Source organism: uncultured Polaribacter sp., from assembly GCF_947500975.1.
Taxonomy (GTDB): Bacteria; Bacteroidota; Bacteroidia; order Flavobacteriales; family Flavobacteriaceae; genus Polaribacter.
Genome location: NZ_CANMUE010000002.1, coordinates 351,811 through 368,057 on the forward strand (window position 1 = coordinate 351,811; position 16,247 = coordinate 368,057).

Sequence of the window (16,247 nt, forward strand, 5' to 3'; positions counted from 1 at the left end):
GTTACAGAGATTGTTAAATGTTGAATCATTCTGAAGTTAAAAAATAGAAAATTCAGAATAAAAAAATAGAAAAAATGAAAAGAGTAAGAATTAATGCAGGAAAAGTAGGTTTAGTTTTTAGAAATGGTGATTATCAAAAGGTAATTACTCAAGGAACTCATTGGTTATTCTTAAATCAGAATATAATCATTTATGATTTAACAAAAGAGTTTAATGCAACTGTAGCTATAGAAATTTTATTAAAAGACACCGTTTTAGCAAATATGCTTGCAATTGTTGATGTAAAAGATGATGAGTTAGTATTGATATATGAAAACGATAATTTTACTAGAGTTTTACAAGCAGGAAGATATTTCTACTGGAAAGGTTTTATAAATAGAAAATTTCAAACTATTGATATAAGTAAAATTTACATTACAGAAACGATTGATAAAGCTTTGTTTAGTAATTATGAATTTATCAAATATATTAGATTGTTTGAAGTAACAGCTTATGAAAAAGCAATATTATTAGTTGATGACATCTATACTAAAACCTTAACTGGCGGAACGTATCGATTTTGGAAAAACGATACTACAATTAAAATTGCTAAAGCAGATATGAGGCAATTACAGTTAGAAATTGCAGGGCAAGAGTTATTAACTAAGGATAAAGCGAATATTAGAATCAATTTTTATACACAATATAAAGTAGTTGATATTGAAAAAGCTTTGTTAGAAAATAAAGAGTATGAAAAGCAATTATACATTTTAATGCAATTAGCTTTAAGAACTTATGTAGGTGGTTTTACGTTAGATGAATTGTTAGAGAAAAAAGAAAATATTGCAACAGCAGTGTTTTATGAAGTATCTAAAAATACAACTCAATTAGGTGTGCAAGTTATTAACTGCGGAATAAGAGATGTAATTTTAACTGGTGATATGAAAGAAATCATGAATCAGGTTTTAATTGCTCAAAAGAAAGCGCAAGCTAATGTTATTACTAGAAGAGAAGAGGCAGCTTCTACTAGGAGCTTATTAAATACTGCAAAATTAATGGAAGACAACCAAATGTTGTATAAATTAAAAGAAATGGAGTATGTAGAAAAAATAGCAGATAAAGTAGGCGAGATTACTGTTTCTGGAAACGGTAATATGGTAAAGCAATTAAAAGAAATTTTTGCTGTAAATAAATAAAAGAAGGCTGTCATTTTTTGACAGCCTTCTTTTATTAAAGATCTTTATATTAAAATTTAATCAAGAAAAGTAATTTACTTCCCGATACAGAAAGTTAACCATTTAAAGAAAGTATTGGTGAGCAATGATTTATTAGCCTAATTATTTTGGGAGATACAAATGAGTGAATTATTCTATATTTTCCTCTATTTCATCATTAAAATAATTTTCATCTACAGTATAGTATTCGACAGTTTTAGGGTTTATACCTATTTTATGCTCAATCAATAAATCAATTAGTTTTTCACCATTAATTAAAGTAATTGGAGCTGCTCCTTTTTCAAATGCAGATTCTTTTGCACCTTTAGCAAAATCTGATAAAGTAATAATAGTACCTTGAAAAGCATCGAATCTATGTAAACTACCTCTTAGCTTGTCTAAAACTGTTCTAGTGATGTTTGATTTATTATTACGTTTTACTTGAATTACTTCTTTTACAGTAGTAATACCATTTTGACTAATTCCTGTTACATCAACACCTTTATCATTTGTAGGAGAAGTTACTTCAACTTCTTCGTATCCCATTTCATCTAGTAAATGCTTTACTATGTGTTCAAATTGATATGGATGGGTTTTTGATAAGAAGGATTTTAATTCTTTACGTTGCTCTTTTATAAGTTGATCCTTTAGTTTAACTAATTTAGATTCATTATTTTCTTTAATAGATAAAGAATTTTTTATCACTTTAGTAAGGTAGTTTTCACCTTTATTAGTCATAGAGTAGAGATTACCTTCTTTTTTTATGTAGTCCCTTCCAATTAAGTTAACTATCCTTCTACGTAAAGTATCCTTAACAACAGAGTCTTTTTTTATATTAGAATTGTTGATTAGGTAATTTTTCCAATCATTTAATAAATCTGATCTTTTAACTTTTTCTTTTTCTAAGTATGATAATTGCATTAATATTTGCACTAATCCTTCTTTTTTATCTATGAGAGAAATAAAATCATTTTCAGTTTTTGAAATAAACTCTTTACCATCATTAGTTAGAACGAAAATTGTATTTTTTTCTTGAATCAAATTATAGGCATTCATAAAGAATTGAGTACCTCTTATATATCTTGGGTTAATTGTTTTATTACTCTCAATCCAAATTTTTAATGCTAATTCTTTATCCTTTCCTTCTAAACGATCTTTTATCCAAAAGTCAGGATCTTTCCAGTTTACTGTATTTTGGGGTGTACCTCTTAAACCCCAAATGGAATTCCACATATTTTTAAAATCATTAACATTTACACCATCAAGTATTTTTAGTACTTGTTTTACTGTTCCATATTCTGGATATAAAGGGGTTTTTACCATAGAAATTTATATTATGTTTGAAATTACATCATCAACCATTTGGAATAGGTGAGAAGCACTATACCTTTTAATATCATCTGTAGTTATAGAACCATCCCATACTCTATAAGGAGTAGTCCATATTACCCTATAATCATTAGCGCCAGCAAAATTCTCAATTGCTGTGACAGTTTTCCCAAAACCTTTTGAAGCAATTATTATTAAATCACAATCTTCTTTCAGAAAATCAGTTAACCCATTTTTTACATAAAACTCAGTATCTCCAAAAGTTTGTAGCCCGATTTTAATGTTTTTATAGTCAAAACAGATTTGGTAATCTTTTCTAGTAATTGAAAGAGAAGGATTTAGCATTTTACCAAGTTTAGATAAAGTCAAAGATTTTCCTATATCTGCTTTACCTGATGCTACTATTATTGCTTTTTCCATATTATTTTTTAATTTAAAAGTCTACTTCTAATAATTGTCCATTTTTCTTTAACCAATTCTTTGCTTTTTGATAATTAGGCACTTGTATTGATAATATATTCCAGAAACGTGGTGTATGGTTATCTTCCATTAAATGCACTAATTCGTGGGCTACTAAATACTCTAATACATACATTGGTGCTTTGATTATACGCCAATTAAAAATGATGTTATTTGCAGGTGTGCAAGAACCCCAACGATATTTCATTTCTGAAGTTTTAAAAGCATTGTATTTAACTCCTAAATTTTCTGCATACTTTATTGCTAAAGGCTCAATTTTTATTAATGCTTGTTTTAAGTACCAATTTTTAAACAACTCATTGGCATTAGATTGATTGCTTTTTGAAATACTAAATCTTTGATTAAATTTTATTCCTTCAAATTCTTCATCAACTATTAAAAGCTGATAATTTTTACCTAAATACATTAATGATTCACCTGATACAAATTCTTTTAATTCTGATGTTATAGGATATTTCTGAGAATGATTTAATTTCTCTTTAATCCATTGTCTTTTAGATTGAACTATGTTATGTATTTTTTCTTCTGTTAAATATTTTGGTGCACGCACAATAACAGTCCTATCTCTCTCTACTGTAATATTAAGAGTTTTACGACTACTATATTTTATTTTGTACTCCAATACCATTATTCTCGAACGATTTTAAAATGATTAGTTTTAGCTAACTCCATTATTCTTGAAATCAATTCCTTTCTTTTTTTTATGATATTAGGTATTGTTTTAAAGTCTTGTGATAATAATAGTTTTTGTAATTCAGCTTTTAATTTTAATTGTGCTGGTGTACTATCCCAAAAACCTGTAAGCTTAATTTCGGTTGCAACTAAATTAAAAATGTGTTGTGTTAGATTTACGTTTTGGGCAACCTCATCTTCATTCAAATCTCTATTCTCAAATAACTCAGCTTTAAATATTCTGAAAAAAGGCATTTGCTTTTTACGGTCTAAACCAAAAGTTTCTTCTTTCTCTCTATTTCTTATTTTCTCTCTTAACTTTTCTAATTCTTCATAAATAAGCTTCCAATTACCTTTAAAGTTTTTTAGTATTTCTTCTAGAGCTTGAGCAAAGGATGCAAATAATTCTGGATCTTCATCTATATTTAAATCAATAAAATGACGAATTGCGTGTTCTACTTCTGCTGCTTTTGTTTTAGTTCTTTTTCTTGTTTTTACTTTTTCAAAGAAATCATCAGCAATAATTGATATTGGTGCTACTTTTTGTTCTATTCCTTTTGAAATTAAAAACTCATCTGCAATACCTCTTAATTTTGGTGGAATATCTTTCATACTAAACCTACCATCTCTAAAATGTTTATTTGCTAAAGCATTAATTTCTGTAAATGACTTCCAATCACTAAAAAAATCTAATGCTTCTTTACGTGGTAAAACATTATTAAAACAAGATGTAAGTGTATTGTATAATTTAATGTATTCAAAACGAATATCTTCATCATAGAAAACATCGAAAAAAGCATCTGAATCTGATAAGTCGTCTAAATCTTTATCCTTTAGAAATTCCCAAATATCTTTATGTGCTTTTATTAATTCATTTAATTCAGTTTCATCATCTGAAATACAACTTATAATTTCTTCAACTTCTTTTTCGGCATAAGTATCTAATGCTCTTTTTAAATGATGACCTACACCTACATAATCTACTACAAAACCTTTATCCTTACCTTCTGGACCTACACGATTAACCCTTGCTATTGTCTGTAATAAATTGTGTGCTACAATTACTCTATCTAAATACATTACTTGCTCAATTGGTGCATCAAAACCTGTAAGCAACATATTATTTACTATTACAATACCTACATTACCATTTAGAGTTGTATCCTCTTCATCTTTTGCCTCAAATGGTAATTTAAACCGTTTTACGCTCTTTTTATGATAATCTCTATTTGTGTATGCTTTGATATGTGTTTTATCATTATGACTTCCAGAAATAACAACAGCACACTCCAATTGCTTTAAAATATCTAAATTGATAAGCAAAGGATTATCAATCATTAATTCTGCTACTTTTAATTTTAAAGCTTCATCAATAGCAGATTTATAACGTACTGCTGCTTCTCTTGAATTGGCAACAATTTGAGCTTTAAACCCACCTGAAAATATTTGGTCTACATAATGATTTACCATACTTTGTGCTTTTTCTTGTATGGTATTAATATTATCTAAATAAGCATCACGAGAACCAAAACCTAATATTTGTAAACGTTCTGTCAATTGATATTCACTAAATACATCCGTAAATTTAGCGTCCATTCCTTCCTTATCATCTACCTCTGCATTATGTGTAAAACCCTCATAAACTATCTCTAAAGTTACACCATCATCGATAGCTTGACGCATTGTGTATTTATCAATATAATCTTTATATTTTTTTTCTGTTTTACTTGTTGGTGTACCTGTAAAACCAATAGATGTAGCATTTGGCATTGCTCTATCTAAGTTGGCTGCTAACAACGAATATTGAGACCTATGTGCCTCATCTGTCATTACTAAAATATTAGTTCCTTTATTTAGCTCTGGAAATATTTCTAATCCATTTAAATCACCATTTTCTTGGAATTTATGAATCATAGCCATTACCAAATCTGAATTATCATTACTTAATAATTCTTTTAAACTCTTACCATTAGGTGTAGATTTTGGATTAATAAAATTTGCTGACTTTATAGTAAACCCAATACTATGACCTGTTTCAGATAATTGTTCTTCTAATTGTGTACGGTCTGTTACAAATATGATTTTCCAAGACATAAGCTCTGGCATCAATTTCATTTCACGTACCATAAACATCATTGTTAATGATTTCCCTGAACCTTGTGTATGCCAAACAATACCACCTCTTTCAATTGGATTTTTACCCTCAATTAAACGTTTTGTTGCTATTTTAACTGCACGGAATTGTTGATACCTACCAACTACTTTTATTTTTCTTCCTTTATCATCTGTTTTAAAAACAATAAATACCCTTAAAATATCTAACAAATTTTTAGGGTCTAACATACCTGCTACTAAACGTTGTTGGTCGTTTGGTGAGGATTTACCGTGTTCTAATTCATTTAATGATTTAGGGTATGGATCTGTCCATCTATAAAAGTGCTTTTCTATCTTTGTCGTAATTGTACCAAATTTAGCTTCTGTTCTGCACGTTGCAATTACAAATTGGTTGTAAAAAAACAACTCTTTATTACCTTCTCCTGTATCTCCTCTTTGTTCTGAATAACGTAATATTTGGTCAATAGCCTCTGGAATTGGCTCTTTAACTTTAGATGATTTAGCTTCTACTACCACTAAAGGTAAACCGTTAACAAATAGCACCATATCTGGTATTATATGATGGTCTGTACCTGTAACGACAACTTTAAATTGAGAAATCGCTGTAAAAATATTATTCTCTATGTTATCAAAATCTATAAACCTTACTGTTGGACTTAACTCTCCCGTTTGTTCGTTTTTAGATACTGTAGTGTTCTCTAATAAATAGTTAAGTACTTTTTGATTATTTTCTAATAAGCTGTTTTTATCAAACGTACTTATTTTACGAACAACTTCGTCTATTTGTGGCTCAGTAAGAAAAGGATTTATTTGCTTTAAAGATTGGCGTAATTTAGGTTTTAAAATTACCTCTGAGAACGATGTACGATAACTTTGCTCTGGTTTTTGTTGCATTTGCAACTCTAACACCTCATTGTTAGCTTTAGACCAACCCAAGCCTTTTAATTGCTCTAAAAATGGTTTTTCTACGTGACTTAATTCATCTAGTTTTAAAGTAGAACCAATATTACCTCTGTATTTTGTATCGTTGCTTAATATCATACGTTTTCTTTTTCTTTAGATTCCAATAAATGATTAACTCTTACTTTACTGCTTAATAAATCTTGCATTAAACCCGCTTTCAAAGATTGATATTTATGCAAATCACTTGAAAGTACATCTATAAAATCTTTCATTTTTTTAATTTTTGATGTTATTAATGTTTGCTCGTCTTTATCCTTGGGAAATATTATATAAGACTTTCTTATTTGTCCCATTGTTAAACTTGGGTTTGCTGTAGTTGTAATCAAAGATTTGAAATAAGATTGAACTTTTTCAGACCTTAGTATATTTTCTAAAAAATCTGAACTCAATTTTTTACCAGAAACTATTTTAGCAATATTTGGTGCTAAATGATATTTATTACTTTCATTTATCTTTACGACATCACCTATATAAGCTCCAATATATGTAATCAGCACATCTCCTTTATGCAATTGAGAACGCACCAAAAAATCTGATACTTTTTGAGAAATACGTCGGACATCATCTAATAATAATTTCTCGTTTTTTATATTTAATGCTCTTAAAGCTATCACTTCACCATCTTCACGATATTTCATATATTTTGTAAATTCATAACCTGCAAGTTTTGTGACATAACAAGATTCACCTATGTATGACCAATCCCAATCTACAGGAATCTTACCTAAAGGACTATCTTTAAAACTATGAGTTTTCTCATTTCTGATGTTACCTTTTTTGTCAATCCCATTTACAAGTAAGTCTTGCAATAACCCCTTTTTAATTCTAGAATATTTAGAAATTAGTTGTTCAGTATTATTAATAGCAATATCTATTTTAGATAAAATATCAGCAATTTTTTGTTGTTCTATATTACTTTCAGGAAATAATAATTGATGCTTTCTTAAATCATTTTTTTGAAGATGTTTTAAACCACTTCCTTGAAAATAATTCGCATTAATATAATAGATAATATGCAATAAGTTATAATACAAATATTTTGTATTTACTTTATCAATTGTCCTTATAGCAAAAGTATCTGTTGAATAAGCTGCTTTCCCTTCAAAATACTTAATATTAGCCAAACCACCTGTTGCTAGATATATATTTGCCCCATCAATTAAGTTATTAATATGCCTCAAAACAGCATCACCACTAGTAAAAAATGGATAATTACCAAAATTAGTTGCGTCTGATACTTTTAAAGAAGACTTTTTTCTTTCTAAAATAAGTTTACCCAATTCATCTAAAATCCATCCATCAGGGTTATTAATTTGCTTTTCTAACATTAGTTTAAATAATTTAATTTGGTTAGAAAATCATTCAACTCATTCATCGTAGTTTGTCTACTCTCTTCTATGTTTTGAGCAGAAGCAAAATATTTAACAAATAGATTTTCATATGCACTTACTAAGGCTCTTTTTTCAGCATTTAAGTAGCGTTGTAATTGGTCGTTAATAATATCGAAATGCTTTTTTAATATTAGCTTTTGAGCCTCCTCTATACTAATAATACCACCTATATCTACTAATAAGGTATCTACACTTTCAATTTTTGCTTTTAATATTCCTTGATCTTTAATACGACTGTTATAACCTTTTGTAATTTCTTTAAATTGTTTTTTAGCTTCTAATACTAAATTTAATTTTTCAACATATGTATTATTTTTCTTTAACTCTTTTTCTAATGCAGTTGTAGATTTTTTAATATTATCATAATTGCTTATATCTTTTAAATCTTCTTTAAATTCATTTATTAAAACACTAATATCTTTGTCTAAATTTGATAACTCAGTAGTTGTTGTTTTTAAAAGTGTATTGCTTTCTGCTTTTACATCATCAGCACCATAACGTTTTAGTTCTAATTTAAGAGCAAGTTCAATTTCTTTCTCTTTTATATCTTTTTTACAGGCTTTGATATTAGCTTCTAAATCTTTTATTTTTTTATCAACCTCTTGAAATTCTTTAGCTTCTTCTAAGTTCTTTTTTTCGTTAACTAAATAATCAATTTGTTTTTTTAATTCTGCCTTTGCTAATGTAGGTGTTTGTTTTACTTCTCCTTCTTCTTCATCAGGTTCAAATTCTACTAAATTTAAAGCTTCCTCAACCAATTCATCTAAATTAGCCTCGTGTTCTGCTTGTTCTATTTCTTTAGATTCAATCGCTTCCTTTTCTTCTTTAAAAAACTCATTTATTAAATACTCGTCTGGAATTAAACCTGCATCCCATCCATTTTGCATAATTGTTTTTAAGTCGTATTTAATATTATCCCACCAATTCACAAAAACACCTGCTACTTGAAACTTATCTAATACACCAACAGGTACAAACTTTTGTTTGATTGTTTCTAACAACTCTAAACGAACAGCAGGAAGATTTGCTTTAGAGCCATTTCCATTTGGTGCTAAGGTTGAGAAATCATTCTTTGCTATTTGCCACCAATCTGCAAGATGCACACCTAATTCTACTAAAGTTTCCTCTACATTTTTATCTTCTTCTATTGCCTGCTTTATTTTTGATTTTTCAGATATATTAAAATCCTTATAAATCTCATTTTTATCTTTAAATAATTGATAACCATCAAAACGAAATTTAGGGCATAGTGATTTTTGAACAGCTTCTATTTCTGTAATTGGAACACCACCTAATAAATGCGCTTTTACATCTTCAGGTTCTGGTGGTGGTGTATTATCTACATAACGTCTAATATTTAAAGTCCAATCATTACCCTCAATTGTAGTAATCTTATCATCCTCTTGCTTATAAACATCAATTAATTTAGAATAGTTGTCCTCTTCAATTTTATTTGTAAAAACATAATCGATTTTCTCTACATCTTCTGGTCTTAAATTGTTTTGTTTTTTTCCTTCTGCATAATCTTTGTCTGCATTTACAATAAATACCTTGTCTTTTAATTCATCAGGTTTATTTTTATTAAAAATCATTATACAGGCAGGAATACCTGTACCATAAAATAATTGAGGTGGCAAACTAATAATACCTTCTAGGACATTAGCTCTTAACATAGCTTCTCTAATTTCTTTTTCTTTACCACCTCTAAATAAAACACCGTGAGGCATAACAACAACAACCTTACCTGTTTTTTTACAACTTGCCAGCATATGCTGTACAAACATTAAATCACCTTTTTTACCATCTTCTGGTGCAAAACCATAACTAAATCGAGATTGGTATTGCATTGTTGCTTTGTTGTAATTTTGAGAAAATGGTGGATTTGCAATAACTCTATCAAACTGAATTAAACGACCATCTTTTTCATTTAATGGTTCGTCTAAAGTATCACCATATTCAATATTGTATTTTGTAATGTTATGTAGAATGATATTCATTTTACAAATAGCAACAACTGTAGGATCGTTCTCTTGACCAAACAATTCTAAATTATCTGCATTCTGTCCTTGTTCTTCTATGTATTGATGTGTTTGGATTAACATACCACCTGAGCCAACTGTAGGGTCATAAATTGACATACCAACCTCTGGTTTCATTAACTGAACTAATAAACGTACTACTTGATTAGGTGTATAAAATTGACCACCTTTTTTTCCACTTTCGTCAGCAAAGTGTTTTAATAAATATTCATAAGCTGCACCAAGTAAATCTGGAAATTCAAAATTTTCATTTATTAAAGCAGGAAATTGATTGAACTTATCTATTATTTTTTTAAGGTCTGCATTTTTAACTATCTGTTTACCATCTACCTCTTTATTGAAATTAATACGACCTTTAAAAATACCTGCTAAAGTATCTGGATTAGATTCTTCTATTGCATCTAATGCCATATTAAGCATTTGCCCAATGTTATGTTGCAAGTGTTTAATAGGTGGTTGTTGCACACCATTTGAATCAATAAAACCTTCGTGCCATCTTGCTCTTTGTGGTACAAAAAAAGTATCACCGTAAGTTAATTTATCTTCAAGTACTTCATTTAATGTTTCTTCGTCTAAGTGATTGTATTCTCCTTTTTTATATTGCTCACGTTTTTGGTCGAATACATCTGACATTCTTTTAAGAAATAGCATACCAAAAATATATTCTTTATATTCTGATGCATCCATTTTACCCCTTAAATCATCCGCAACATCCATTAGAAGCTTTTCTAATCGAGGTAATTTTATTTTTTCGTGTTTCATATATTTTATTCGTATTTATTAATACGTTTAATTGTTATTTTAAGAGCCTCTATTGCTGATGGCTCATCTTTAGATAGGTTATATATTTTGTCTGAAAGCCAAAGTGTTTGAAGTAAATTTTCAGGAATATTAAAAAACTCACTTAATGCTTTTAAATGGTCTCTATTAATTGGTTTTTCACCATTTTCAACTTTACTAATAAAAGCACCGTCAACTGCTATAATTGCACCAACCTCACGCTGCATTAAGCCTTTTTCCTCTCGTAATTCTTTAAGCTTTTTACCAAGCATCATAAAACCTTTTTTAGACTTGTCCGTTATAGGTCAAATATAATGTTTGAAAATTAAATTTTAGTAAAAAAATACAATTACTTTCTGTACCAGAAAGTATAAAATTTCTCCTAACTGTTGACCCAGCATATAAACCTTATAATAAAAACAGTTTAGAAGGTACAAGTTGAGTACAGAAAACTACAAAATGCATAAAAAAAGCACCTAAAAGGCGCTTTTTCAACTTCATTCCATCAAAATAATATTTATTCTATTACCTCAACAATATTACAATTATCACTATTTATGATAACTTTTACTTCTGAAAGAATCAATGCATTTAAACTATTTGTAGCTCTGTAACGATATAAAACTGTAAAATTAGAACCATTAGCGCCCAAATATTTACAATCAACATATTCAAATGATTTAGGGCTGTTTAAGTTCTTCTTAATTTTATAGCCTAATTCATTACAAGTGTTTTCATAGCATTTTTGGATTTTTTCTTTCCTGTACTTTCTTTCCTTCTTTTGTTGTATTGCTTCTTCAACTCGTTTTAACCTTTCTTTTTCCCAACATACAGTTGAGTATACAATAGCTTTGTCAACAAGTAATTCTGATATACCTTTTTCTTTTATATAGTTGTTGGTTCTTTTAATCCTTAGTTTTTCAGAATATTTAAAGTGTTGATCTCCAAAATTAGGGTATTTTTTATCTGCATCTTTTATTGCTTGTAGTTCAATGCTATTAATAGCAGTATACACCTTGCAAACTGACAAATTAATTTTTTTTAAGATAATATCTAAAGAGTCCTTAATATGTTGCTCCTCTTTTATTCTTTTTTGTTGACTTTCAGCAAATTTATTCTGTGGATTAATACTAGTATTATCCATAACACCTGATTGTTGACTAAAAAGTACAATCATAATTATAAGAGCAGCATAATTGGAATAACGATTTCTTTTACGGTTAAATCTTTTATATTTATTTCTAAGAATAGAAGATATTTTTGGAATTAGAATGGATCCTAATAGAATAGAAGAAAAACCTGAAATATAGTTATCAGAGTCTATACCCCAAAAACCACCAAGAATAAAGATTACAGCTAATACATACTTTAAAACTTTCATATAAATTTAATTTATACCCTCAGTCCCAAAGAGTAGGTTATAAAACAGAAAAGCGTGGGTACTGTAGCTTACTGTTATCGAGGTACCGCCAAGCACCCTACACACAAATAAACACAGCCCACGCCAAAGCATGAGCATTAAGTCTATTTTTCTTGTGTGTATTTTGAAATTGGCGGTTTTCGATAACAAGAATAAATAGCTAACGCTAATATTTTCAATAGCAAATGTACTAAACTTCTATAACAGATTTTAACTTTTTAAAAAGTACTCCAACTGTTAATGTATTTTAACAGTTTTATTTTATGAATGTCCATTTAAGTTATACCAATACTAGCTTTTTAACAAAATACAAACACTGATAGTTTTTCAATAAAAAAGTGGCTTAAAACTAGTCTAAACCACTTAATTTTTAGCGTCAATGTTTTTCATTTGGATCTATACCAAAATATATTTTTTGTCCATCAACTTTAGGAATGTTCCTGTGTAGCTCGTAATATTTTCTGCCTTTAATCATTTTCGATTTAAATTTATGCATAGTTAAAATACTACCAATTGTTTTTAACTCTACCATAGTTGGTGGTTGATATTTATATTTGTTAGGGTGAATTTTCATCAATACACTAATTGGTCTAAGTGAAAGCAAAATTTCTTCTTCTTTAAGCCCATATTCACTAGGTATTTCGATTTGTCTAATTGAACTAAACTGATCTAGTAATTTAATCTCAATTGGATTTTTTACCCTAAACCTATCGTTCATTTTATCAATTAAATCTATTTCTTCTTTATCAAAATGATATTTTTCTCCTTTTTCTAGAAGATATTTAGCTTCGGCGTAGACTAAGTCAATATTTACATCATTTGAATAGTTGATTTTCTCAGTGATGAAACAAAGGAATCTTCTAGAACCAGTTAAATCATAAAGAAATTCAGACTCATTAATAGAGCCTATAAACGAAGCTCTACGAGTAAGAATTTTTGCTGTTTTAGCAAATGCTTTTCTTATATTTATAGTGCCTTGTGTAATGATTTCTTTAAATTTACTAGATTCTTTTTTATTCATATTAGTAAGTTCATCAAGATTTATGATAAAACTTTCAGCTAAATAGACATAAGTATCTTTATTACTGGCGTTAATAGAACCTGAATAGTAATAATTTGATAATTCTTTAGGGATTAACTTACCTATCCAAGTACTTTTCCCAAGACCTTGTTTACCAGATAATACAATCATTTGTTGATTAACTATCTCAGTTTTTGTAGCACAAGCAACAACTGCAATCAACCATCTTTTTAGACACAATTCAAAATGTTCTTGTTCATCAGTTTCAATAGTATTTGCTAATTTTTCTATTTCACTTGGATTAGTTTCACCCCATTTCGGTAAGTTGTTAAAGTATTCTTCAAATGGATGATGTTTTTCGACTAAGTTTGAATTAAGAAGTTGAGAAACTTCTGAATATGTAGCTTTTAACCCTCCTAATTTGAACAATGAAACCTGAGAGTTAATAAACATTTCATCAAGTTCTTTATAGATTCCGTTATCATCCTTACGATGTGTATATTCTGTTACACCTTTCACAACATTATGTCTGAAATTATAAGATTTAAGAAGATGATCATGAATAATCAATAACTTTGGTTTGTTTTCATCATTATAACTATCCACTTTTTGATCTACTGTTTGTTTTTCGTTTTTTGTTTCCATTTTTTTAAAATTTTATGATTAATATTTATTGTTTTGAGTTAATTCTTACGGTATATAACAAGCTGATGCTTTCTGTTTTTCTAAGGCTTGTTTTATTTTTGATTTTAATTCGATTATCAATTCATCTTGATTAGATGTTTCAAGTTCAAGTTGCTTGATGATTTTATTATATCGTTGCTTCTTGGTAGCATAGGTGTGTTTATTTTTACTTTTATAGTATTGTTGCCAATATCTAGTAGAATTACCAGCATGATATAAAGTGAGTTCGGCACTAGTTAGGTTAGATAGATTGTGAGTATTCTCAAATTGTAGAGCATCAAATTTCTTTTGAAGTAAGGTTACTAAATCATTAAAGTTTTTAGGATTAATTAGTCTTTCTAAAGTTGAAGCATACTTATTGATTGTAACGATCTTTTTAAAGACCATCTCAAACCTAATTAGATTATCTTCTGTAGCTAATTTGTAAGGTAGGAGAGGAGAGGATTTATGATAGAGTTTAAATCGTTGTTGTGATAAATCTACTTGCTTGCCATAATGTTTACTTGTTCTAGACATCATTTTTGTTGCTTCTTTCCTATGTTGGTAAGATTTTAACCTATCGATGTAAATCATAGCATCATTTAAAACTTTGATGTTGACACCCAATTCAATTTTTCGGATATAAGTTTTTGAAAGATTTAGTTTGTACTTTTTTTCTAAGTAACCAACAATAGTTAGAAGTTCAGCATATCCAAAATAAGAGTGATTATTATCAGATTTGCCAATTAACAATTCGTAAGCTTTATGTAGAGAATTCTTTATCCGATATTCATTTGGATAAATGAAATGCATTAACTTTAAATCATCTTCAGCGAAATAATAATTTATAACACCTTTATTATTCCTATGAGGGTAAAATGTTAACTCATTGAAAATATAATGAGAGGGAAGCGGTTTCAACCAATCAATTAACCTAATAACTTTATATAAGTAAGTGTAATCTACCATTACCAAGTTGCTTTATTAGTTAAACTTAGTACCTTACCTTCTGCTATGTATTCTTTAAGTTCAGATTTAGAAAACAACCATTTGTTACCTCTTTTATAGCATGGGACTTCACTATTTCTAGCTTTTCTTCTTAATGTATGAGGAGAAACATTAAGGTATTTAGATGCTTCCACTATGCCTAAATATTCAACTTCCTTTTTTATAGGAGTAATTTGTATGTGCTGAAAGAAGTCAACTAGTTCTTCATGAATTAGTTTCCTTAATTCTGATGACTTTATAATTAAAAAATGTTCCATACTTTACAGTTTTAATACTGCAAAGTTGGAACATTAGTTAGAGGTAGCCTTCCGTTTTATAGTTAGCTGAAAAACGGAAAATCTTTAAATCTTTAGATTTTTAAACTCAGCTCGAATTTCACTGTTGTTTGGAGCGTCTCTTAATGTGTCTTTACCAAACGTTATTTTAAATGTATTTCTAGCGACATTAAATATTTCATCATCATTCGGTTTTTTATACGTGAAGCCCTTAAGTGAAATTACATAACTTAAAAGACAAGCTACTTTAGATTTGTAAGGACCTGTTTTATGAGTCCAAACAAAAGAATCATCACAATAATCATTCTCAATTAACCATTTCTTAAGATGCTCCCTTTTACTGTTGCTTGGTATCAAATCTTCTATATTTTCAATAACTTCGGATTGTTCTTTACCAATAGTAAGTAATTGATGTAATTTTTTAAGATAAGCCAATTGAATTTTCACAAAATCAGAAATTTGTATTTGTTGGTAAATATCTATATCAGAATTGGTTTCGTATTTATCAAATTTAGAATGATGGCTATATGTTATTTGCGAATCGTTTCTAGAATAAAAAGTGTGTCTATAGTTTTGCCAAACCCTAATTTCTCCAATTGTTTTAGAAAATTCATTTTTATAAATATCAAGACCTTTAGTAGTTGAGTAAATGGTGAGAATTGTTTTTAAATAACTATATTTTTTATTAAGATACTGCTCAAAGTGATTTTTGTCTTCAAACCCATTATAGGTTACTGCAATATTTTTTATAGGTAGCTCAATTGTATCTGGATGTAATTCTTTGATCTGTAAAGCTAATTTTGTTGGAGTTTCATGGTAATATTCAATTTTTACTGCTGAGATTAGCAAGTCCATTGAAATACTGTTTAGTCTGTTTAAAATTTCTAGTTTATTCATA

General features: G+C 28.5%; 13 protein-coding genes. 1 reads left to right on the plus strand and 12 read right to left on the minus strand.

The window, feature by feature from the left end; genetic code table 11:
* Window positions 1–74: 74 nt before the first annotated feature.
* Entirely contained in the window at window positions 75–1,175 is a 1,101-nt protein-coding gene (locus Q0733_RS03565; RefSeq protein WP_298779033.1) for a slipin family protein, read from the plus strand.
* A gap of 168 nt (window positions 1,176–1,343) precedes the next feature.
* On the opposite strand, the gene Q0733_RS03570 is transcribed toward Q0733_RS03565, so the two are convergent.
* From Q0733_RS03570 to Q0733_RS03625, 12 genes are all read right to left on the minus strand, one after another.
* Window positions 1,344–2,516 (minus strand): restriction endonuclease, encoded by a 1,173-nt coding sequence (locus tag Q0733_RS03570; RefSeq protein WP_298779035.1) that lies wholly within the window; start codon window positions 2,514–2,516, stop codon window positions 1,344–1,346.
* A gap of 6 nt (window positions 2,517–2,522) precedes the next feature.
* On the minus strand, window positions 2,523–2,942 hold the full coding sequence (locus tag Q0733_RS03575; RefSeq protein WP_298779036.1) for a hypothetical protein: 420 nt from the start codon (window positions 2,940–2,942) through the stop codon (window positions 2,523–2,525).
* A 13-nt stretch (window positions 2,943–2,955) separates the two neighbouring features.
* Complete coding sequence (locus tag Q0733_RS03580) at window positions 2,956–3,624, minus strand: M48 family metallopeptidase (protein ID WP_298779038.1); 669 nt, start codon at window positions 3,622–3,624, stop codon at window positions 2,956–2,958.
* Window positions 3,625–3,629: 5 nt separating this feature from the next.
* Window positions 3,630–6,830: a type I restriction endonuclease subunit R gene (locus tag Q0733_RS03585; protein ID WP_298779041.1), complete on the minus strand. Its 3,201-nt coding sequence runs from the start codon at window positions 6,828–6,830 to the stop codon at window positions 3,630–3,632.
* Window positions 6,827–8,080: a restriction endonuclease subunit S gene (locus Q0733_RS03590; protein WP_298779043.1), complete on the minus strand. Its 1,254-nt coding sequence runs from the start codon at window positions 8,078–8,080 to the stop codon at window positions 6,827–6,829. Before Q0733_RS03590 ends, Q0733_RS03585 begins: the two co-directional genes overlap by 4 nt.
* Window positions 8,080–10,944, minus strand: a complete 2,865-nt coding sequence (locus Q0733_RS03595; protein ID WP_298779046.1) for an N-6 DNA methylase — start codon at window positions 10,942–10,944, stop codon at window positions 8,080–8,082. The genes Q0733_RS03590 and Q0733_RS03595 overlap by 1 nt, the downstream gene beginning before the upstream one ends.
* A gap of 5 nt (window positions 10,945–10,949) precedes the next feature.
* Entirely contained in the window at window positions 10,950–11,237 is a 288-nt protein-coding gene (locus Q0733_RS03600) for a helix-turn-helix domain-containing protein (RefSeq protein ID WP_298779049.1), read from the minus strand.
* A gap of 242 nt (window positions 11,238–11,479) precedes the next feature.
* Window positions 11,480–12,343: a hypothetical protein gene (locus tag Q0733_RS03605; RefSeq protein ID WP_298779052.1), complete on the minus strand. Its 864-nt coding sequence runs from the start codon at window positions 12,341–12,343 to the stop codon at window positions 11,480–11,482.
* 415 nt (window positions 12,344–12,758) lie between these two features.
* Window positions 12,759–14,048: a VapE domain-containing protein gene (locus tag Q0733_RS03610; RefSeq protein WP_298779055.1), complete on the minus strand. Its 1,290-nt coding sequence runs from the start codon at window positions 14,046–14,048 to the stop codon at window positions 12,759–12,761.
* Between the two features lie 45 nt (window positions 14,049–14,093).
* Window positions 14,094–14,987 carry a hypothetical protein gene (locus tag Q0733_RS03615; RefSeq protein ID WP_298779057.1) on the minus strand — a complete coding sequence of 298 codons (894 nt, stop codon included), beginning with the start codon at window positions 14,985–14,987 and terminating at the stop codon, window positions 14,094–14,096.
* A gap of 47 nt (window positions 14,988–15,034) precedes the next feature.
* Entirely contained in the window at window positions 15,035–15,331 is a 297-nt protein-coding gene (locus Q0733_RS03620; protein WP_298779059.1) for a helix-turn-helix domain-containing protein, read from the minus strand.
* A gap of 84 nt (window positions 15,332–15,415) precedes the next feature.
* Window positions 15,416–16,246 (minus strand): hypothetical protein, encoded by an 831-nt coding sequence (locus Q0733_RS03625; protein WP_298779061.1) that lies wholly within the window; start codon window positions 16,244–16,246, stop codon window positions 15,416–15,418.
* Window position 16,247: the final 1 nt, after the last annotated feature.

What these genes read in the sequence shown, in the direction of transcription:
- Q0733_RS03565 (WP_298779033.1), top strand. Translation starts at nt 75, where the DNA reads ATGAAAAGAGTAAGAATTAATGCAGGAAAAGTAGGTTTAGTTTTTAGA.
- Q0733_RS03570 (WP_298779035.1), bottom strand. Translation starts at nt 2,516, where the DNA reads ATGGTAAAAACCCCTTTATATCCAGAATATGGAACAGTAAAACAAGTA.
- Q0733_RS03575 (WP_298779036.1), bottom strand. Translation starts at nt 2,942, where the DNA reads ATGGAAAAAGCAATAATAGTAGCATCAGGTAAAGCAGATATAGGAAAA.
- Q0733_RS03585 (WP_298779041.1), bottom strand. Translation starts at nt 6,830, where the DNA reads ATGATATTAAGCAACGATACAAAATACAGAGGTAATATTGGTTCTACT.
- Q0733_RS03590 (WP_298779043.1), bottom strand. Translation starts at nt 8,080, where the DNA reads ATGTTAGAAAAGCAAATTAATAACCCTGATGGATGGATTTTAGATGAA.
- Q0733_RS03595 (WP_298779046.1), bottom strand. Translation starts at nt 10,944, where the DNA reads ATGAAACACGAAAAAATAAAATTACCTCGATTAGAAAAGCTTCTAATG.
- Q0733_RS03600 (WP_298779049.1), bottom strand. Translation starts at nt 11,237, where the DNA reads ATGATGCTTGGTAAAAAGCTTAAAGAATTACGAGAGGAAAAAGGCTTA.
- Q0733_RS03605 (WP_298779052.1), bottom strand. Translation starts at nt 12,343, where the DNA reads ATGAAAGTTTTAAAGTATGTATTAGCTGTAATCTTTATTCTTGGTGGT.
- Q0733_RS03610 (WP_298779055.1), bottom strand. Translation starts at nt 14,048, where the DNA reads ATGGAAACAAAAAACGAAAAACAAACAGTAGATCAAAAAGTGGATAGT.
- Q0733_RS03620 (WP_298779059.1), bottom strand. Translation starts at nt 15,331, where the DNA reads ATGGAACATTTTTTAATTATAAAGTCATCAGAATTAAGGAAACTAATT.
- Q0733_RS03625 (WP_298779061.1), bottom strand. Translation starts at nt 16,246, where the DNA reads ATGAATAAACTAGAAATTTTAAACAGACTAAACAGTATTTCAATGGAC.